The 19,532-nt window shown below is 74.5% G+C and carries 14 protein-coding genes; 7 read left to right on the plus strand and 7 right to left on the minus strand.

From position 1 onward, the window contains the following. Nucleotides 1-65: 65 nt before the first annotated feature. Nucleotides 66-2,045, minus strand: coding sequence for an acetate--CoA ligase (acs, locus tag BJP25_RS27400; RefSeq protein ID WP_075977922.1), 1,980 nt, complete (start codon nt 2,043-2,045; stop codon nt 66-68). A gap of 254 nt (nt 2,046-2,299) precedes the next feature. On the opposite strand from acs, the gene BJP25_RS27405 reads away from it, so the two are divergent. From BJP25_RS27405 to BJP25_RS27415, 3 genes are all read left to right on the plus strand, one after another. Then, nucleotides 2,300-3,493: an MFS transporter gene (locus BJP25_RS27405; protein WP_075977923.1), complete on the plus strand. Its 1,194-nt coding sequence runs from the start codon at nt 2,300-2,302 to the stop codon at nt 3,491-3,493. Nucleotides 3,494-3,704: 211 nt separating this feature from the next. Continuing rightward, complete coding sequence (locus tag BJP25_RS27410) at nt 3,705-5,096, plus strand: GGDEF domain-containing protein (RefSeq protein WP_143219346.1); 1,392 nt, start codon at nt 3,705-3,707, stop codon at nt 5,094-5,096. A 693-nt stretch (nt 5,097-5,789) separates the two neighbouring features. Then, nucleotides 5,790-6,527 carry a Fic family protein gene (locus BJP25_RS27415; RefSeq protein ID WP_075977924.1) on the plus strand — a complete coding sequence of 246 codons (738 nt, stop codon included), beginning with the start codon at nt 5,790-5,792 and terminating at the stop codon, nt 6,525-6,527. 190 nt (nt 6,528-6,717) lie between these two features. Here BJP25_RS27415 and BJP25_RS27420 read toward each other — a convergent pair whose 3' ends face one another. The 6 genes from BJP25_RS27420 to BJP25_RS27445 form a co-directional block, all read right to left on the minus strand. Beyond that, a complete protein-coding gene (locus tag BJP25_RS27420) occupies nt 6,718-7,653 on the minus strand; it encodes an N-acetylmuramic acid 6-phosphate etherase (RefSeq protein ID WP_075977925.1) in 936 nt (311 codons plus the stop codon). A 44-nt stretch (nt 7,654-7,697) separates the two neighbouring features. After that, nucleotides 7,698-8,618, minus strand: coding sequence for a MurR/RpiR family transcriptional regulator (locus BJP25_RS27425; RefSeq protein ID WP_075977926.1), 921 nt, complete (start codon nt 8,616-8,618; stop codon nt 7,698-7,700). Nucleotides 8,619-8,785: 167 nt separating this feature from the next. Continuing rightward, nucleotides 8,786-10,537: a serine hydrolase domain-containing protein gene (locus BJP25_RS27430; protein ID WP_075977927.1), complete on the minus strand. Its 1,752-nt coding sequence runs from the start codon at nt 10,535-10,537 to the stop codon at nt 8,786-8,788. Nucleotides 10,538-10,544: 7 nt separating this feature from the next. Further along, nucleotides 10,545-11,819 (minus strand): exo-beta-N-acetylmuramidase NamZ family protein, encoded by a 1,275-nt coding sequence (locus BJP25_RS27435; protein ID WP_075977928.1) that lies wholly within the window; start codon nt 11,817-11,819, stop codon nt 10,545-10,547. A 6-nt stretch (nt 11,820-11,825) separates the two neighbouring features. After that, nucleotides 11,826-13,697, minus strand: a complete 1,872-nt coding sequence (locus BJP25_RS27440; protein WP_233158299.1) for a glycoside hydrolase family 3 protein — start codon at nt 13,695-13,697, stop codon at nt 11,826-11,828. Nucleotides 13,698-14,203: 506 nt separating this feature from the next. Continuing rightward, nucleotides 14,204-15,022, minus strand: a complete 819-nt coding sequence (locus BJP25_RS27445; RefSeq protein ID WP_075977930.1) for an HAD-IB family hydrolase — start codon at nt 15,020-15,022, stop codon at nt 14,204-14,206. A gap of 582 nt (nt 15,023-15,604) precedes the next feature. Between BJP25_RS27445 and ssd the strand changes: the two genes are divergently transcribed. The 4 genes from ssd to BJP25_RS27465 all read left to right on the plus strand — a co-directional run bounded on the left by ssd (nt 15,605) and on the right by BJP25_RS27465 (nt 19,439). Next, a complete protein-coding gene (gene ssd, locus BJP25_RS27450) occupies nt 15,605-16,702 on the plus strand; it encodes a septum site-determining protein Ssd (protein WP_075977931.1) in 1,098 nt (365 codons plus the stop codon). Between the two features lie 30 nt (nt 16,703-16,732). Further along, the gene (locus BJP25_RS27455; RefSeq protein WP_075977932.1) at nt 16,733-17,905 is read left to right on the plus strand and encodes a TadA family conjugal transfer-associated ATPase; all 1,173 of its coding nucleotides are present in this window, start codon (nt 16,733-16,735) and stop codon (nt 17,903-17,905) included. A gap of 152 nt (nt 17,906-18,057) precedes the next feature. Then, nucleotides 18,058-18,714 carry a type II secretion system F family protein gene (locus BJP25_RS27460; RefSeq protein WP_158075727.1) on the plus strand — a complete coding sequence of 219 codons (657 nt, stop codon included), beginning with the start codon at nt 18,058-18,060 and terminating at the stop codon, nt 18,712-18,714. A gap of 23 nt (nt 18,715-18,737) precedes the next feature. Next, complete coding sequence (locus tag BJP25_RS27465; RefSeq protein ID WP_075977934.1) at nt 18,738-19,439, plus strand: type II secretion system F family protein; 702 nt, start codon at nt 18,738-18,740, stop codon at nt 19,437-19,439. Nucleotides 19,440-19,532: the final 93 nt, after the last annotated feature.

A 19,532-nucleotide genomic window follows, 5' to 3' on the forward strand; every position in this document is an offset into this window, starting at 1 on the left:
CTTGCCTCAGTGCAGCGAAAAGGCCCCCGACGCTGGTCGGGGGCCTTTTCGCTGCGTCGAATTCGTCAGTCCTCGGACTTGGCGCTGTCCTTGAGCCCGGAGGAGATGAGGTCCATCACCGTGCTGTCCGCGAGGGTGGTGGTGTCCCCGACCTCGCGGTTCTCGGCCACGTCGCGCAGCAGCCTGCGCATGATCTTGCCGGAGCGGGTCTTGGGCAGTTCGTTGACCACCAGCACCTGCCGCGGCTTGGCGATGGGCCCGATCTCGGCGGCCACGTGGTCGCGCAGCACCTTCACCGTCGAGTCGTCGGCCTTGGCGGTGCCGCGCAGGATCACGAACGCCACGATGCCCTGGCCGGTGGTCTCGTCCGCGGCGCCCACCACCGCGGCCTCGGCCACCGTCGGGTGCGACACCAGGGCCGACTCCACCTCGGTGGTGGAGATCCGGTGGCCGGAGACGTTCATCACGTCGTCCACCCGGCCCAGCAGCCAGATGTCGCCGTCGGCGTCGTACTTGGCGCCGTCGCCCGCGAAGTAGAAGCCCTGCTCGGCGTACCGGGACCAGTAGGTGTCGCGGAAGCGCTCCGGGTCGCCCCAGATGCCGCGCAGCATCGACGGCCACGGCTTGTCCAGCACCAGGTAGCCGCCCCCGCCGTGCGCGACCTCCACGCCGTTGTCGTCGACGACCTTCGCGCTGATGCCCGGCAGCGCCCGCTGCGCGGACCCCGGCTTGGTCTTCGTCACCCCGGGCAGCGGGCTGATCATGATCGCGCCCGTCTCGGTCTGCCACCACGTGTCGACGATCGGCGCCGTGCCGCGGCCGATGTGCTCCCGGTACCAGACCCACGCCTCGGGGTTGATCGGCTCACCCACCGAGCCCAGCACCCGCAGCGACGACAGGTCGTACTTCTCCGGGATGTCGGCGCCCCACTTCATGAACGTGCGGATCAGCGTGGGCGCGGTGTAGTAGATCGACACCCGGTGCTGCTGGATGATCTCCCAGTGCCTGCCCTCGTGCGGGGTGTTCGGGGTGCCCTCGTAGACGACCTGCGTGGCGCCGTTGGCCAGCGGGCCGTACACGATGTAGGTGTGCCCGGTGATCCAGCCGATGTCGGCGGTGCACCAGTACACGTCGGTCTCGGGCTTGAGGTCGAACACCGCGTGGTGGGTGTAGGCGGCCTGGGTGAGGTAGCCGCCGGAGGTGTGCTGGATGCCCTTGGGCTTCCCGGTGGTGCCCGAGGTGTAGAGGATGAACAGCGGGTGCTCGGCGTCGAAGGACTCCGGGGTGTGCTCCTCGGGCTGGCCGTCCACCAGGTCGTGCCACCACACGTCGCGGCCCTCGGTCCACTGCACGTCGGAGCCGGTGCGCCGGACGACGACGACCTTCTCGATGGACGGGGTGTGCGCGGTGGCCTCGTCGGTGCCGTCCTTCATCGGCGCGGGGGCGCCCCGGCGGTACTGGCCGTCGGTGGTGATCAGCACCCGGGCCTCGGCGTCATCGATGCGCGAGCGCAGCGCCGCGGCGGAGAAGCCGCCGAAGACCACCGAGTGCACCAGGCCGAGGCGGGCGCAGGCGAGCATCGAGAAGATCGCCTCGGGCACCATCGGCATCTGGATCGCGACCCGGTCGCCGGCCACCAGCCCCAGCGAGGCCAGCGCGTTCGCCGTCTTCGACACCTCCACCTTGAGCTGGGCGTAGGTGATGTCGCGGGTGTCACCGGGCTCACCGACCCAGTGGATCGCCACCCGGTCGCCGTTGCCCGCCTCGACGTGGCGGTCCACGCAGTTCACCGCGACGTTGAGCTTGCCGCCGACGAACCACTTGGCGAACGGCGCGCCCGACCAGTCCAGCACCTGCGACCACTCGGCGTCCCAGGTCAGCCGCCTGGCCTGCTCGGCCCAGAACGCCTCGCGGTCGGCCTCGGCCTCGGCGTAGGCGCCCTCCCGCACGTTCGCGGCGCCGGTGAACGCCGGGTCCGGCGGGAACACCCGGCTCTCCGTGGACAGGTTGTCCAGGGCGGGGCTCTGACCCGACTGCTCGGTCATGGACGTGACCTCCTCGGTGTATCCGGCATCGGTGGCGGGCGCGGGCCGGTCCTCACCACCGAATCTAGTGCGAACGGCGGCCCGGCTGCACCCCTGCGCGGGCGCCGGTTACCGGCCACTGTGGATCAGCCGGGGCCGCTCGCACCGGGTGACCTGCTCCGTTCGGCCGTCTGCAACCCGGACGCCGGAAAGTAGCCTGGTCCGGACGGAGGGTGGCCGGGCGGGCCACGGGAGGCCGTGGGGAGGTGGTGGCGATGGCGGCGACGCGGGCGGGGCTGCGCGGGCGGGAGTTCCGCGCGCTCTGGGTGGCCGAGGCCCAGTCGGTCGCGGGTGACCAGCTGGCCAGGGTGGCCATCTCCGTGCTGGTGTACGAGCGCACCGCCTCGGCCGGGCTCACCGCGCTCACCTACGCGCTGACCTTCCTGCCCGACATCGTCGCGGGCCCGCTGCTGTCCGGGCTGGCCGACCGCCTGCCCCGGCGGGCGGTGCTGGTGGGCGCGGCCCTGGGCCAGGCGCTGCTGGTGGCGGTGATGGCCGTGCCCGGCGCCCCGCTCGGGCTGGTCGCGGTGTGCGTGGCCCTGGAGGCCGCCGCCCAGGCGCCGTTCAAGGCCGCGCAGACCGCTGAGGCCAGGGTGGTGCTGGGCAACGACGACCTGGCCGCGGGCCAGGCCCGGCTCACCACCCTGCGCGAGGTCGGGCAGCTGCTGGGCCTGGTGGGGGCCGCCGCGGTGGTGGGCCTGCTCGGCACGAGCACGGCCCTGGCCATCGACGCGGTGACCTTCCTGGCCTCGGCCGCCCTGCTGCGCTTCGGGCTCGCCCGCCGCCCGGCCGCGCGCGCGGCGGCACGCGGCACGGCCGCGGTCCGGCTCGCCCCGGACCGGCAGCGCCGCGCGGTCGCGGCGATGTCGCTGCTGGCCGCGCTCACCGTGCTGCCGCACGGTCTGGTCGTCCCCCTGGTGGCCGAGCTGAACGCCCCCACCTGGGCGGTGGGGCTGCTGCTGGCCGCGGACCCGCTCGGGCTGGTGGTCGGCGCCTACCTGTTCTGCAGGCCGGGGCGGTCGCGGGAGTCGCGCAACGCCTTGATCGCCCCGCTCGCGCTGCTGTGCCTGGGCGCCATGGTGCTGTTCGCCACCCGGCCCCACCCGGTCGTCGCCGGGGTGCTGCTCGCCGCCAGCGGGGTCGGCGCGGCGTACCAGATCCTGGCGAAGTCGGCCTACGTGGAGCTGCTCCCCGACGCCGTCACCGGTCGCGCGACCGGGATCGTCCGAACCGGACTGCGCGCCGGGCAGGGGGTGAGCGTGCTCGTCGGCGGGGTGTTGACCGAGCTCACCGGGTCGGCGGCGGTCACGATCGCCCTGGGCGGGGCGGTGGGGGTCGTAGGCTGCGTCGTGGCCGGGGTCCTGTGGGACCGGGGCCGGTCGGTGGCACCGGTGGAGGAGGCGGCGTGAGGTGCGGTCAGTACTCGCGGTTGCGCATCGCGGTGCCCTCCTCGGTGCTCCCGGGCTCGACGGCCGGACCGGTCTCCTGCTGGCGGGACGAACGCCCGCGGCTCAGTACTCGCGGTTGCGCATCTGAGCACCTCCCGATCAGGTCCGGTGCGGCTGGACTGGGTGGGGCGGAGCGCCCCGGGCAGTGTCCCGTCTGCGGCGGAGGCGGACAATGCCCAGTCTGACAACACCGGGTGGCGGCCGCGCGGCCGAGGTGCCGGGCGGGCGCTGGTGGCGGCGGCTGGACCTGGTCTCGCACACCACCCGCCGCGGGCTGCTGTGGATCCTGGCCACCGAGGCCGCGATCGGCGCCTGGGCGGTGGCGGCCTCGGTCGCCGCCGGGGTGCCCGATGGCCTGTCGCTGCGGCTGTTCGCCCTGCTGACCGGGTTCGCGATCATCCACATGGAGGCGACGCGCCCCGCCGAGGAGCGCCGCCGCGCCGCGCACCTGGGCGGCGAGCACATCGACCACACGGGGGTGTGGACCTGCGCGGGGGCGTTCGTGCTGCCGGTGCCGCTGGTCGTCGCCCTGGTGCTGATCATCCGGTTGCGCCGGTACTTCATCGCCCGCAAACCCCCGGGCCGCTACGTGTTCACCACCCTGGCCATCACCTCCTCGGCGCTGGCCACCCAGGCCATCGCCACCGCGACCCCGGTGCACGCCTGGATCCGCGGCGCCGACCTGCCCCCGGACCGGGTCATCGCGGCGGGCGCGGCGGTGCTGGCCGCCTTCGCCGCCTACTACACCGCCCAGACCGCCGTCATCGGTGTCGCACGGGGACTGCGCGGTGACTGGCAGTGGCGGGCGATCCTGGGCGACCGCAAGGAGAACGCCGACCTGGTGATCACCCTGTGCCTCGGGCTGATCGCGGCCTGGGCCGCCCCGGTCGCGTTCGGATTGCTGCTGTTCGCCCTCACCGCCGTGGTCATCGGCTACACCCGGCACACCCAGCGCATCGAGCACCTGGAGCACGAGCGCGACCGCCTGGAGGTCGACGCCCTGCACGACCCGCTCACCGGCCTGGCCAACCAGCGCGGCTTTAACCCCGCCGCAGCCCTCGCCCTGGTCGCCGACCAGGCCCGCCGCCGCCCCACCGCCGTGATGATGTTCGACCTGGACCGCTTCAAGGGCGTCAACGACCGCCTCGGCCACCTCGGCGCCAACGAGGTCCTCAAGGCCCTCGCCACCGTCCTGCGCACCACCGTCCGCCGCGACGACCTCGTCTGCCGCTGGGGCGGCGAGGAGTTCACCGTCCTGCTCCCCGGCACCGCCACCGTCGACGCCTGGGCCACCGCCGAACGCATCCGCATGGCCGTCGAGGACATGACCGTCCCCCTCACCAAGGCCGCGGGCGGTCGCACCGAGATCGAAGCGGGCTTCACCATCTCCGGCGGCATAGCCCTCTCCCCCGACCACGGCACCGACCTGGCCACCCTCCAGGAACGCGCCGACTTCGCCCTGGCCGAGGCCAAGGACATGGGCCGCAACCGCATCCGCATCGCCCCCACCCCCGTCCACCCCACCCCCCTCCCCACCCGCCAACCAGCCCACGACCCCCACTAACCCCCACCACACCCTCCACTCCCGACTGTCCACCACCCCCCAAACCTTCCAAGCCGAAGGCGAGCCCCCATCCCCTTAAAGCCGCCGTTAGGCCAACGCCCCGCCCTCTCCCGCAAACCACGGTGCCCAGCCACCACCCCCGGCACCCCCATGCCCCGTGGCGAAGCCCATCCCTAAAAGCCGTCGTTCGGCCAGCCCCACTCCCACCCCGCAACCCATGGTGCCCAGCCCCACCAACCCTCCGGCAACCCCGCCGAAGCTCAGGTGAGCAATTGGTCATGGGCTTTGCTCAGCCCCCGGCCTGACCCAGTCCCGGCCGCTCGTAGATCGGGAGGTGGCGTGTCAAGGGTGGGCAAAGCCCATCGCGAAGCGACGCCGAAGGCGCCCTTGACTCGCCACATCCCGAGTTACGCACTCGCGGCCCCCGAGGACAGGCCCCCACTAGGCCAGGCAACCCCGTCCACACCGAGCCAACCCCTCACCTTCCCACCTCACCCCCGCCCCCACGCCAAGTTATCCACACCCCCCAGGGACCCCCCGTTTTCCATTCTCCCAGCTCACCCCCCACCACGCACCAAGTTGTCCACACCCCCCGGGGACCCCCAACATCCATTCTCCCAGCTCAGCCCCACCCCCACCGAGAGTTGTCCACAGCGTCATCCACCGCGCCCGCCGCGCGGTAGGGTCGGCGCCGTGACTGATCCGCTGGCTCCGCTGCTCGACCTCCCCGGTGTCGCCGAGGCCGTTGGCCGGGCGCGGGAGGCGGTGGCCGAGGTGCACCGGCACCCCACGAACCGGCGGGGGTGGCCCGCGACGTCGGCGGAGGCGTCGGTGCGGGCGGCGCGGGCGTCGGCGGTGCTGGACGGGGGTGACCCGGAGATCCCCGAGGAGGGCGGGGTCAGCGACCCGACCACGGCGGGCGCGCTGCGGGTGGCGGAGGCGCTGGGGCCGCTGCTGGCGACGTGGGAGCGGGCGCCGATGCAGGCGCTGGCCCGGTTGCACGTGCTCGCGGCGGCGGACCTGGTGCCCGAGGGGGAGGAGCTGGGCCGCCCGCGCGGGGGCTCCGGCGTGGCGTCCCGGCTGGACCTGCTGGCGACCCTGGTGGCGGGCGGCTCCAAGGCCCCCGGCCCGGTGCTGGCCGCGGTCGTGCACGGCGAGCTGCTGGCGCTGCGGCCGTTCGCGGCCGCCAACGGCGTGGTCGCCCGCGCCGCCGCCCGGCTGACCACGATCCAGACCGGTCTCGACCCCAAGGGCCTCGCCGTCCCCGAGGTCTTCTGCATGCGCCAGGCGCAGCGCTACCGCGACTCGGCCGACGCCTTCGCCCTCGGCGGCGAGGACGGCGTCGCGGGCTGGATCACCTTCTGCTGCGAGGCCCTGGTGGCGGGCGCCAAGGAAGCCACCGGCATCGCTGAGGCCGCCGTCGCCCCCTGACCCGCGCGGCAGGGCATCCGGGACCACGACCAGGGACAGCGCGGCGAAGGGCCACGGGACAGCGCAAGGTCAACGGCGCGTGCGCCAAGTTGAAGCGCTCTCGCCACGCATGACGGTCCGCCGGGGCTGACACACCGGCGAGGGACGGCACCGCCCGGGCCACGTCGGCGGGACGTGGCCCGGTGGGCGGTCAGGCCGTCGCCGCGCCGGTGGCGTTGAGCAGGCCGAGGGCCTGGCGGACGTGGCCGTTGGTGTCGGCCAGCGCCTTGGTGGCGGCGTCCACGGGGACCCCGGAGAGCAGGTGGACCATGGCCACCTTGAGGTCGCCCTGGGCGGCGATCAGGGCCGCGGAGCACTCCTGCTGGTCGAGGCCGGTGGCCTCGCGCAGGATGCGCAGGGTGCGGCCGCGCAGCTTGGCGTTGGAGGCGCGCATGCTGACCATCAGGTTGGAGTAGGTGCGGCCCATCTTGATCATCACGGCGGTGGAGAACGCGGTGAGGACGATCTTCTGGGCGGTGCCCGCCTTCATCCTGGTGGAGCCGGAGATGGCCTCCGGGCCGGTGTCGATGGTGATGTGGACGTCGACGCCCGGGGGGCGCACGGCGTCGGGGTTGTTCGACACCAGGGCGGTGGTGGCGCCGAGCTCGCGGGCGGCGGCGAGCGCGCCCAGCACGAACGGGGTGCGCCCGGACGCGGCCAGGCCCAGCACGAAGTCGCCGGGGCGGGCGTCGCGGACCATCTCCGCCGCGCCCGCGCGGTCGTCGTCCTCGGCGCCCTCGGCGGCGGTGGCGAACGCCCCGGAGCCGCCCGCGTGGTGCACCTGGAACCAGCCGTCGGGGATGTTGAACGTCGGCTTGAGCTCGGCGGCGTCCAGGGTGGCCAGCCTGCCGGAGGTGCCCGCGCCGACGTAGTGCACGCGGTGGCCGGTGCGCAGCGCCTCGGTGGCGGCGTCGACCGCGCGGCTCAGGTGCGGCAGGGCCGCCGCGACCGCCCCGGGCACCAGGTGGTCCTCGGTGTTGATCGTGCGCAGGATGTCGAGGGTGGACATCCGGTCGATCTCGGCGGTGCGCGGGTTGCGCCGCTCGGTGGGGGACTCGACGTGGACCACCTGCCGAGGCACGGTCATGGTTGCCTCCCCCTTCTGCCCAGCGCGAACCCGCGCACCCTGGATCACTTCCCGGTCTCCCTCGGCTTGCGGCGCCCGTCGTGCCTGGTCTCCAGCCGGTGCGCGCCCACGGCGTCCCTGGTGGAGTCCAGCGCCTGGATCGAGGTGTCCAGGTGGTGCTGGGCGACCCCGATGAACAGGCAGTCGACGACGGTGAGCTGGGCGATGCGGCTGGCCGTGGCGCCCGAGCGGAACGTGGTCTCGCGGGCCGCGGTGGTCAGCACGTGGTCGGCCACCTCGGCGATCGGCGAGGTCGGGTAGTTCGTCAGCGCGACGGTGGTGGCCCCGTGCTCGCGGGCCACCCGCAGCGCCTCGACGGTGTCGGCGGTGGCGCCGGTGTGCGAGATGGCGATCGCCACGTCGCCCTGCTTGAGCACCGCCGCGGAGGTCAGCATGATGTGCGTGTCGTTCCAGGCGAAGCTCACCCGGCCGATGCGGTGCAGCTTCTGCTGCAGGTCGGCGGCGACGAACGCGCTGGCGCCCACGCCGTAGACGTCCACCCGGCCCGCGGTGGCCACCGCGCCGATGACCTCGGTCAGCACGGCGACGTCGAGCTGCTCGGCGGTCTCCTCGACCGCGCGGGCGTCGGCGAAGGTCACCTTGCCGACCACGGTCTTGAGGTCGTCGTCCGGGGCGATCTCGCCGCCGAGGTCGCGGTCGACGCGGGCCTCGGAGCGGGCGGTGTCGGCCGCGAGCGCGATGCGCAGCTCGGGGTAGCCGCCGACGCCGATGGCCTTGCAGAACCGGGTCACGGTGGTCTCGCTGGTGCCCGCCGCCTCGGCGACCTCGGTGATGCTGCGCCGGGCCACGGTGTGCGGGCTGTCCAGCACGACCTTGGCGACCCGCTGCTCCGCTCTGGCCAAGCCGGGCAGGAGCGAGCGAATGCGGACCAACGGGCTGGACTCGCTGTGTTCTGTCGTCGTCATGTCACTCGCACTCAGGTCGGAAACTTACCAACAGTATAGGGGTCGAACGTGGTGGTGCGCGTCGACCGGGCGGGGGGCCACCCGGACGGTCGTGCGACCGCCGCCGCCCCTGTGCGGGGCTTGCCCACGGAATCGCTGGTCGGGTGCAGTTTGTTAGCGTCCAACCTTCATCGAGTTCGCGGGCGCCACCCGAGCGGTCTCAACACGTGGGGTTCTTTCTCACCGTTGAGCAGCGTCCGATCACCGTCGGTTACGACTATGGCGTCAACGGCGATCCCCCGGCCGGTGTAACGACTATCCGTGGTGGATCGCCAACGCAGGGTGACATCCCGACCTGGTGGGACGTCGCCGTCAACCCTCCACCAACTGCGGTGCCCCGATCCCGCGAGCTGCTCCGTTCGGCCCACCGGCGCGCCGGGCCCGGTCGCCCGCACGGCGACGGGCGTCCACACCTGACCGTCGGTGCTCGACTCCAGCACCAGCACGTCGGTCTGCTCGGTGTCCACGAACGCGTCGAACCGCACCCGCATCGGCCTCCTCGCGGTCAGCGCAGGGGTGGTCAGGGTCGCCGTGGTCGCGTCGCCCGGCGGGGCCCACCAGGCGTCCGGCCCGACCCGCGGGCGGACGGCCATGGCGAGTGACAAACCGGATGCCAGCCGTTCGCGTGCCACGTTCACGGATCCCCACTCCCTGGTCGGGTGAACCCTGTTTGTCAGCAGGACCGCGATCGAGCGCGACGCCGGGTCGATGACCAGCGACGTCCCGGTGAAGCCGGTGTGCCCGGCGGTGCGCGGCCCGGACAGCCCGCCCATGTACCAGCGCTGGTCGAGCTCGAAGCCGAGGCCGTGGTCGTCGCCGGGGAAGGCGGCGTTGTAGTTGGTGAGCATGGTCGCGACCGTCTCGGGCCTGAGCACGCGCACGCCCCCGTAGCTGCCGCCGTTGAGCACCATCTGCCCCAGGACGGCCAGGTCGGCGGCGGTGGAGAACACGCCCGCGTGCCCGGCGACCCCGCCCAGCGACCACGCGTTCTCGTCGTGCACCTGCCCCCGCACCAGCCCGCGCGGCGGGGCGGTCTGGAACTCCGTCGCCGCGATCCGGCCCAGCTTCTCCGCCGGCGGGTTGTACCCGGTGTCGACCAGGCCGAGCGGTCGGGTGATCCGGTCGGCGACGAACCGGTCCAGGGTCCGGCCGCTCAGCCGCTCGACCAGCACGCCGAGGGTGATCAGGTTGAGGTCGGAGTAGGTGTAGGTGGACCCGGGCGGGGTCACCGGCGCCCGCTCCAGCACGGCCCTGATCCGCGACGGCGGGTCCGGCCAGTCGCGCCAGAGCGGGATGAACGGCTCCAGGCCCGAGGTGTGGGTGAGCAGCTGCCGGACGGTGATCGCGGCCTTGCCGTTGACCCCGAACTCCGGCAGGTAGGCCGCGACCGGCCGGTCGACCGCCACCTTCCCGTCCTCGACCAGGCAGAGCACGGCCACCGAGGTGAACAGCTTGCTCACCGACGCCACGTCGAAGATCGTGTCCGGCCGCATCGGCACCTGCTGGTCCGCGGGCAGCTCGGTGCCCGCGGCGTCGGCGTAGCGCAGCGCCTGGCCCGTGGCTGTCCGGTCCACCACGACACCGTGGTGGACCAGGAGGGTGACCGCACCCGAGAACAGCGGGTGCGCGGGTGAGGGCCGCGTCCACCCCGCGATCGCCGCGTCCGCCTCCCGGATCGGCCCCGGGTCCAGCCCGACCTGTTCCGGGCTCCCCGGCCGCAGCACCGTCGACGCGGGCGCGAACCCCGCCTGCGGCAGGTCGAAGCGCCCCTCGGCGCGCCCACCCGGCCGCGACTGCTCGGCCACCGCTACCGCGCTGCTCGCGCTCGCCGCGACGACGAGCAGCGCGCACAGCAGCTTGCCCGGCTTCCATCCCCCCATGGCCACCTCACCGGTAGAGCAGGTGTCGTCTGCGCAGGTCGCGGAACGCGGCCTGCTCCCCGGACCAGGCCGCGACGACCTGGTCCACGCCCGCGCCCGCGTCGACCATGCGCCGCAGCCTGCCCGAGCCCGAGAGCTTGTCGATGTAGCCGTCCGCCCGCCAGGCGAACACGTCGGGGTGCACCTGCCGGGCGGTGACGAGCATGGCCACGGCGGTGCGGATCGCGTCCACCCGGCGCGGGTCGGTGACGTGCACCTGCACGCCGCCGCAGGCCTCGCCGGAGAACTTGCCGAACGTCGGCACGAAGTAGTGCTCGCGGAACCGCACGCCCGGCAGCCCGAGCGCGGTGAGCGCCTCCGCCCACCGCCAGTCGATCCCCGGGGCGCCGATGATCTCGAAGGGCCGGGTGGTCCCGCGCCCCTCGGAGAGCACCGTGCCCTCGAACAGGCAGGTGCCGGGGTAGAGCAGGGCGGTGGTCTCGGTCGGCACGTTCGGGCTCGGCAGCACCCACTGCTGGCCCGTCTCGGCGAACAGCTGGTCCCGCCGCCACCCGCGGACCCGCACGACCTCCAGCCGGGGCAGGCGCCCGCCCCCGGTGTCGGCGGGCAGGAACTCCGCGTCGAACAGCCCGGCCAGCTCCCCGACGGTCATGCCGTGCTGCTGCGCGATCGGCTTGCGGCCCACCCCGGAGGCGTACGCGGGGTCGAGGGTGGGGCCGAACGCCTCACCGCCGACCGGGTTGGGCCGGTCGAGCACGACGAACCCGGCCCCGGTCACCGCCGCGGCCGCCATCGCCGTGTACATGGTCCAGATGTAGGTGTAGAAGCGGGCGCCGATGTCGGCGATGTCGAACACCACGGTGTCCACGCCCGCCTTGCGGAACTGGCCCGCCAGGGACTCGGTGGTGGCGCCGTAGGCGTCGAACACGGGCAGCCGCGTGCGCGGGTCGAGGTAGTCGCCCTCGGACCCGCCCGCCTGGGCCGTGCCCCGGAACCCGTGCTCCGGGCCGAACACCGCCAGCGGCCGGAGCCCCGCGGCCACCATGGAGTCGACCACGTGCGTGCCGTCGCCCAGCACGCCGGTGGGGTTGGACACCACGCCCAGCTTGCGACCGGCCAGGGGCCGCCAGCGCTGGGCGGCCAGCAGGTCAGCGCCGGTGGTGACCCGGCCCGCGGGCGGTGTGCCCGGCCGCGCGGGCTGCTCGGCGGCCGCCGGGGCGGCGGCCGCGGTGAGCAGCGGGGCGGCGAGCGCGGTGGAGGTGAGGAAACGTCGCCTGTCCACCGGGGGCTACCAGGTCAGGCCGTGGTCGAAGGCGTAGCGCACCACCGACGGGTTCGCGCCGTCCGGCACGTCCACCGGCAGCTTGCCGCGCGGGGACACCTCGCCGAAGAGCACTTTGGTCAGCGACTCCAGGGACACCGCGCGCCAGGAGTAGGTGGCCACCCAGGTCGGCGCGTCGACGAACCCGGCGTCGTAGGGCACCTGCGCCGCCACCGCGATCACCGGCTTGCCCGTCCCGAGCAGCGCGGTGAGCAGGGCGCGCTGGTCGGGGTTGCCCGCGAGGTTGTTCGTCAGCACCACGACGGCGTCGTGGGACTGCGCCGCGCTGACCGCGCCCGCGATGGTGGTGGCGTTCGGCTTGAGACCGGTCGCCAGCGGGGTCGCCTGCACGCCGCGCGCGGCGATGCTGGCGGCCAGGTTCGCGGGGGAGTTCGCCGGGGTGACGGTGTCACCGATGCCCGCCACCAGCACCTTCTGCGGCTTGGCGCGCAGGGGCAGCAGGCCCGCGTCGTTGCGCAGCACCGTCGTCGTCTTGTCGGTGAGCCGCTGGATGGCGGCCTTGTTCGTCGGGATGCCCACCCGGCGGTCCACCGCGCGCTCGTCGACGAACGGCTTGGCCAGGATGCCGCGCTTCCACTTCAGCGCCAGGACCCGGCGCACCGACTCGTCGATGCGCTGCTCGGTGAGCCTGCCGCTGCGCACCGCGTCGAGCACCGAGCGCTGCGCCAGCCCCAGGTCCACCGGCATCAGCAGCTGGTCCACCCCGGCCTCCAGGGCGCGCACCGGGATCTCGGCGTCGCCGAACATCTCCCGCACGCCCTGCATGCCCAGCGAGTCGGTGACCACGACGCCCCGGTAGCCCAGCTCCCCGCGCAGCAGGTCGGTGATGATCGGCTTGGACAGGGTGGCGGGCACCCCGCTGGGGTCCAGGCTGGGGAACTGGATGTGCGCGGTCATGATGACGTCGATGCCCGCGTCGACCGCGGCCCGGAACGGCGGCAGGTCCACCGCGCGCCACTGCTCGGCCGTCCGGTTGATCACCGGCAGGCCGGTGTGGCTGTCGGTGGCCGCGTCGCCGTGGCCGGGGAAGTGCTTGGCCGCCGAGGACACCGTCTCCGTCGGCTTGCCGCTGGCCTGGTAGCCGCGGACCTCAGCGCCCACCAGCGCGCTGGCCAGGTCCGGGCGGGCGCCGAAGGAGCGGGCGCCGATCACCGGGTTCTGCGGGTTGGAGTTGACGTCGGCCACCGGGGCGAAGTCCTGGTTGATGCCCATCGCGCGCAGCTCGTGGCCGTTGACCGCGGCCAGGGTGCGCGCGTCGGCGGTGCTGCGGCCCGCGCCGACGGCCATGCTGCTGGGGAACTCGGTGGCGGGTGCCTCCACCCGGGTGACGTTGCCGCCCTCCTGGTCGATGCTCACCACCAGCGGCAGGTGCGGCGCCGAGGTGAGCGCGGCGCGCTGCAACCCGTTGGAGAACGCCGCGAGCTGGCGCGGGTTGTCGACGTTGTCCGTGCCGCTGTTGTTGAAGTAGATGACGCCGCCGACCTGGTAGCGGCGCACCACCTCGGCGGCGGTGTCGACGCCGTAGTGCGCGCGGTTGGTCGCGTTCACCTCGTCGGCGGACTTGCCCCAGACCGTCGCGACGAACAGCTGCCCGACCTTCTGCTCCAGGGTCATCCTGCGCAGCACGGCCTCGGTCCAGGACACCTGCGCCGTCTGCTCGGCGTCGGTGACCTGGGTGGGCGGCTCGGGCGCGGCGGCCGAACTGGTCGGCGCGGCGAGCGCGGCGGCGGTGAGGGTGGCCGCCGAGGCGGTGAGCGCGCGGCGGACGGACCGGTGAACGGGCACCACGGCCTCCTGGGTGAGCTGAAACTTGTTCACCAAGAACAAGTGTTCAGCGGCAAGTTACCCACGTGGACCGGGTGCGTGTCAACGGGTTGACGTGGCGGTTGTGGACAACCCGCCCGCGGCGGGGAGGGGGCCGGAACGGATCGGGCGCCCCCGCTCCGGGGAGCGGGGGCGCCCGGGGTCCGTCCGCGCGGACAGCTCGGTCTACCAAGCGTGCAACGGTGTCGTACAACTCTGGCCTCGGCGTCCGGCGTCCCGGTACGCAGGCCCCGGACGACATGCCTCCCGCGGCGTGCTGCGCGTGGGTGCTCCGGTGTCCGCGCACGGAGATCGCTTCGGGGTGGCGCCTGGCTCCTCTTCGCCGGGGCCCTGGCCTCCGCGATGTCCGCCCCTCCTTTGTACCCAGTGGCGCAGGTCACTTCAAGGGCTCGTTCGGGTGCACCGGTCAAGGTCCCCCGACGGGTCGATGCGCACTCCGCGTGCGCGTACCCTCCACCGGCCGTGGACCCGGTTCTGCCTTGCGGGGCAACCTAACCGGGTCAGCGCCTGCGCCTGCGCTGCAACCCGTACCAGGCTGCGCCCGCGGTGGCCACGGTCGCGACCGCGCCGATCCCGATCCCGATGGCCGTCCCGGACCGCCCGCGCAGCGGCACCGGCTTGGAGAACGTCAGCACCGGCCACTGCCGCTCGACGGCCACCTTGCGCAGGCCCCGGTCGGGGTTGACCACCGACGGGTGCCCCACCGCCTCCAGCATCGGCAGGTCCGTGCTGGAGTCGGAGTAGGCGTGGCTGGCGGCGAGGTCGTAGCCGTTGCGCTCGGCCAGTTCCCGCACCGCGGCGGCCTTCTGCGGGCCGTAGCAGTAGAAGGCGATCTCGCCGGTGTAGCGGCCGTCCACCGCGACCATCTCGGTCCCCACGCTGTGCGTCGCGCCGATCATCCGCGCGATCGGGGCCACGATCTCGGCCCCCGACGCCGACACGATCACCACGTCGCGCCCGTCGGCCCGGTGCTCGGCGACCAGCGCGGCGGCCTCGGCGTAGACCAGCGGGTCGACCACGTCGTGCAGCGCCTCCTCGACGATCGAGCGCACCTGCGCCACGTCCCAGCCGGTGCACAGCGAGGTCAGGTGCGCCCGCATCCGCGCCACCTGCTCGGCGTCCGCACCGGAGGCGGCGAAGACCAGCTGCGCGTAGGCGCTGCGCAGCACGCCCCGCCGGTTGATCAGGCCGCCCTGGAAGAACGGCCTGCTGAACGCGAGCGCGCTCGACGCGGCGATCACGGTCTTGTCGAGGTCGAAGAAGGCGGCTGCCCGGCAGGCCGCCGCGCCGCGACCCGCCTCAGCGCCCGGGGTGCTCACCCGGTCAGCATAGGAGCCCCGCGCCCAGCAGCGCCGTGGCACGCACGGGCGTAGGGGGTACGGGTGCGGGTTCCCGTGTTCGAGCGGCGTTCTCGCGCGTTCAGTGCCCAGCGGGCGCCCGGAGGGGATACAGTATCCCTGCCCGGCCTTCGAGCCGGGGCGGTTCAGTCCGACCCCCCGGGGCTGAACCTCTGACGACCCCCGCCCCTCCCCCCTGGCGGGGGTCGTCCCTTTTCCCGCAGCGGGTCCGGCCGGTCGACCCGGCCGGACCCGCCGCCGGGCCGCGGTGTCCCGCGGCGTCCCCACCCCCGGGGCAGCCCGTCCGTTCCCCCGCTCCTGCTCGCAGCGCTTGTCCCATGCGCTTGTGTGCATGGGAATCGTGCTCGCATGTGCACGGGAACCCTCCCGCAGCCTGGCACGGGGGTACGACAAAAGCCCGCTGTGGCGCCGTTCGGGGTGCTGGGTTGTCCACAGGCCCCCGAGCTGTCCACAGGTTCGCGGCGTCCCTTCCGCGCCACCGCCGGACTTCCGATCCTGGTCGCAGCGGGTCCGCCGGGTCCGCGACGACCCGAGGAGGAAGCCGTGGAACGACCTGTGGTGTGCGTGCGCGACACCGAGCTGGTGGCCGAGGTGCTGCGCACCGCGGCGGCCGCCGGGGTGGAGGCGCACCGGGTCGGGGGCGTGGAGGGGCTGCGGGCGCACTGGTCCGCCGCCCCGCTGGTGGTGCTCGACGCCGCCGTGGCGCAGGAGTGCCACGCGGCGGGCCTGCCGCGGCGGGAATCCGTCGTGCTCGTCGGTTCGGACCCACCCGCGGCGGCGGTGTGGGAGTGGGCGGTCGCGCTCGGGGTCACCCGCGTGGCGCGGCTGCCCGCCGAGCGCACCTGGCTCACCGGCGCCTTCGCCGACGCCGCCGACACCCCGGCCGGGGCGGCGGGCCGGGTGCTCGCCGTCGTCGGCGGCCGGGGCGGCGCGGGCGCGTCCACCTTCGCCGCCGCGGTCGGGCTCTCGGCGCTGGAGCTGGGCTGCGGCGCCCTGCTCGTCGACTGCGACCCGCTCGGCGGCGGGCTCGACCTGGTGCTGTCCGCCGAGGATCAACCGGGCCTGCGGTGGCCCGACGTGCGGCTGCGCTCGGGCCGGGTGCCCATCGCCAGCCTGCACTCCGCGCTGCCCGGCACCACCCGCGCGGGTGCCCGGCTGACCCTGCTGTCGGGTTCCCGCGACGGCGAGGGCCCGGCACCGGAGGCGGTCGCCGCCGTCGTCGAGGCCGGGCGCCGGGGCGGGGAGACGGTCGTGTGCGACCTGCCGCGCGCACCCGACGCCGCCGCGCACGCCGCGCTCGACCGCGCCGACCTCGTCGTGGTGGTGGTGCCCGCGGAGGTGCGGGCCGTCGCGGCCGCCCGCCGCGTCGTGGCGCACCTGCACGACCGGGGCGCCCGGCCGCAGCTCGTGGCGCGCGCCCCCGGGCCCGCCGCGCTGCGCCCGGAGGCCGTCGCGGAGGCGGTCGGCATCCCGCTGCTGGCCGTCGTCCGCACCGACCCGGCGGTGGCCCGCTCGGTGGAGGAGGGCAGGTTCCGCGTCCGCCGCTCGCTCGGCCAGGGCGCCCGGGCGGTGCTGCGCACCCTCGCGACCCCGCCCACCAGCCGGGTGCCCCGCGCCCGCTCGTTCCTCGTCCGGGTCTGAGACCGGGCACCCGCACGGGAGGAGAGCACCATGCCGGACCTGGTCGACCGCGTCCGCAGGCGGCTGGCGGGCCGCGAGTCGGGCGTCACCGCCGCGGCGGTGGCCGAGGCCGTGCGCGCCGAGGCGGCGGGCGTCCTGGGCGACCACGACGTCCTCGCCGCGCTGACCCTGCTGGAGCAGGAGTTCGTCGGCGCCGGGCCGCTCGAACCGCTGCTGCGCGACCCCGCCGTCACCGACGTCCTGGTCACCGCGCCCGACCAGGTGTGGGTCGACGGCGCGCAGGGGTTGCGGCGCAGCGCGGTCCGCTTCGCCGACGAGGACGCGGTGCGCTCGCTGGCGCAGCGCCTGGCGATGGCCGCGGGCCGCCGCCTCGACGACGCCCAGCCGTTCGTCGACGGGTGGCTGCCGCACGGGCCCACCGGGGGCCGGGTGCGCGTGCACGCGGTGCTGGCGCCGGTCGCGGCGGCGGGCACCTGCCTCTCGCTGCGCGTGCTGCGGCCCGCCACGCACGACCTGGCCGCGCTGGCTGCGTCCGGCACCATCGACGCTGAGGTCCACCGCGTCCTGGTCGCGGTGGTGCGCGCCCGGCTGGCCTTCCTGGTCACGGGCGGCACCGGCTCGGGCAAGACCACGCTGCTCGCCGGTCTGCTCGGGCAGGTGCCCGCGGGCGAGCGCGTGGTGTGCGTGGAGGACGCGGGGGAGCTGCACCCGGACCACCCGCAGTTCATCCGCCTCATCGCCCGGCCGCCCAACGTCGAGGGCGCGGGCGCGGTGACGCTGCGCGACCTCGTCCGCCAAGCGCTGCGCATGCGGCCCGACCGGATCGTCGTGGGCGAGGTGCGCGGCGCCGAGGTGTGCGACCTGCTCATGGCGCTCAACACCGGCCACGACGGGGGTGCGGGCACCGTGCACGCCAACTCGCCCGCCGAGGTGCCCGCGCGGCTGGAGGCGTTGGCGGCGCTGGGCGGGCTGTCCCGACCGGCCCTGCACAGCCAGCTGTCTGCGGCGATCCAGGTGGTCCTGCACATGCAGCGGCACCCCGCCGGGCCACGTCGGCTGGTGGAGATCGCACTGCTGGACAGAACGCCGTCGACGACCACGACGACGACCGTGTGGCGGAACGGAACCTGGCACCCGGCTCGCCGCGCCTTGGAGGCCCTGCTCGCAGCACCCGCATCAGCGGAAGGATGTGAGCGCACGTGAACACGCTCAGTCCACAGTGGCCACTGGCACTCAGCGCGGTCGCGCTGCTGTTGTGGCCCCGCGCTGGAGCGGCGCGGCGCCTGCGTTCCTTGCGGGGCGCCGGTGCGCGCGCACTGGTCGTGCCCACACCTCGCACTGGTGTCGTCGCGCTCGTGTGCGCTGTCGTCGGGTGGATCGCGTTCGGGCTCGGTGGCGCCATCTCCGCGGTCATCATCGGGATCACCGTTCGCCGGAGGCGGGCAGCGCAGCGGGGAGCGCGCGAAACCCTCGCGGGCATCGAGAGCTTCGCCGAAGCGGTGCGCGCCCTCGTCGCCGAGCTGGCCACGGGCGCGCACCCGGCGACCGCGGCGGAGCGGGTGTCCGCCGACGCCGACGCGCTGCCCGCCAAGGCCTTGCGGGCCGCCGCGACGGCGCTGCGCCTCAACACCGACGTCGAGGCCGCACTCGCTGACGCCGACCTGCCACCCACCCTCGCCCCGGCGGCGCGGCGGGTCGCGCGGGCGTGGGCGCTCGCCGCGCGGCACGGCCTGCCGCTCACCGACGTCCTGCACGCCGTCCGCCTCGACCTCGACCACCGGGCGCGCTTCGCGCGACAGGTGTCGGCCCGCATGGCCGGTCCGCGCAGCAGCGCCACGGCACTGGCGAGCCTCCCCGTCGTGGGCGTCCTGCTCGGGCAAGCGGCGGGGGCCGATCCGCTGCACGTGTTCACCACCCCGCTCGGCCACGTCTTCCTCGTCCTCGGCACCGGGCTCGTCGCCGCCGGGCTGGCGTGGACGTCCCGCCTCACCAACCAAGCGGTCTTCCACTGACCGCCCACCGCAAGGAGGAAGCCATGAGCGCAGCCCTGCCGCTCGCCCTGATCGCCCTGGCTGTCTGGACGAGCGGGCCACCCAGGACAGCCGCCGCCCGGCTCACCGCGTTGCGGCCCCGTCCTGACCCGCGTCGGGAGACCCGGCTCCCGCTGCCGTGGCTGGTCTGCGCGGCCGGGACCGCGGTGGGGTGGTCCTTCGGCGGTGCTCTCCTCGCGGCCGTGGCGGGTGCGGGCGGCTGGTGGGGCGCGACGCGACTGCTGCGCCCGCGCCCGCCGCCGGTCGACCAGCTCGGCGTGGCCGCGGGGTGGGACCTGCTCGCGGCCTGCCTGGTCGCCGGCCTGCCCGTGCCCACCGCGGTCCGGGTCGTCGCCGACGACCTGCCGGAGCGGGCGGGGGCCGTCCTGCGCGGCACCGCCGACCTGCTCGCCATGGGGGCCGACCCGGCGACGGCGTGGGCGGGTGCCCTGGAGTGCCCGGAGACCGCCGAGCTGGCCCGGGGTGCCCGGCGCAGCGCCCGCTCCGGTGCCGCGCTCGCCGGGGTGGCCAGGGACCTGGCCGCGGGCGCCCGGGAGCGGGTGGCCGACCTGGCGGAGGAGAAGGCGCAGCGGGCGTCGGTGCGGGTGACCGGGCCGCTGGGGCTGTGCTTCCTGCCCGCGTTCCTCTGCCTGGGGATCGCACCGGTGGTCATCGGGGTGGTGTCCCGGTTGGCCGCGCACTTCTGACGAACACCGACACACGACCAGGAATCCAAGGAGAGCAGACGTGGACGAGACAGGAACAGCGCACGAGGCAGCGGCTGATGGCGCAGTGGCGGA

The organism is Actinokineospora bangkokensis, assembly GCF_001940455.1.
Classification (GTDB): Bacteria; Actinomycetota; Actinomycetes; order Mycobacteriales; family Pseudonocardiaceae; genus Actinokineospora; species Actinokineospora bangkokensis.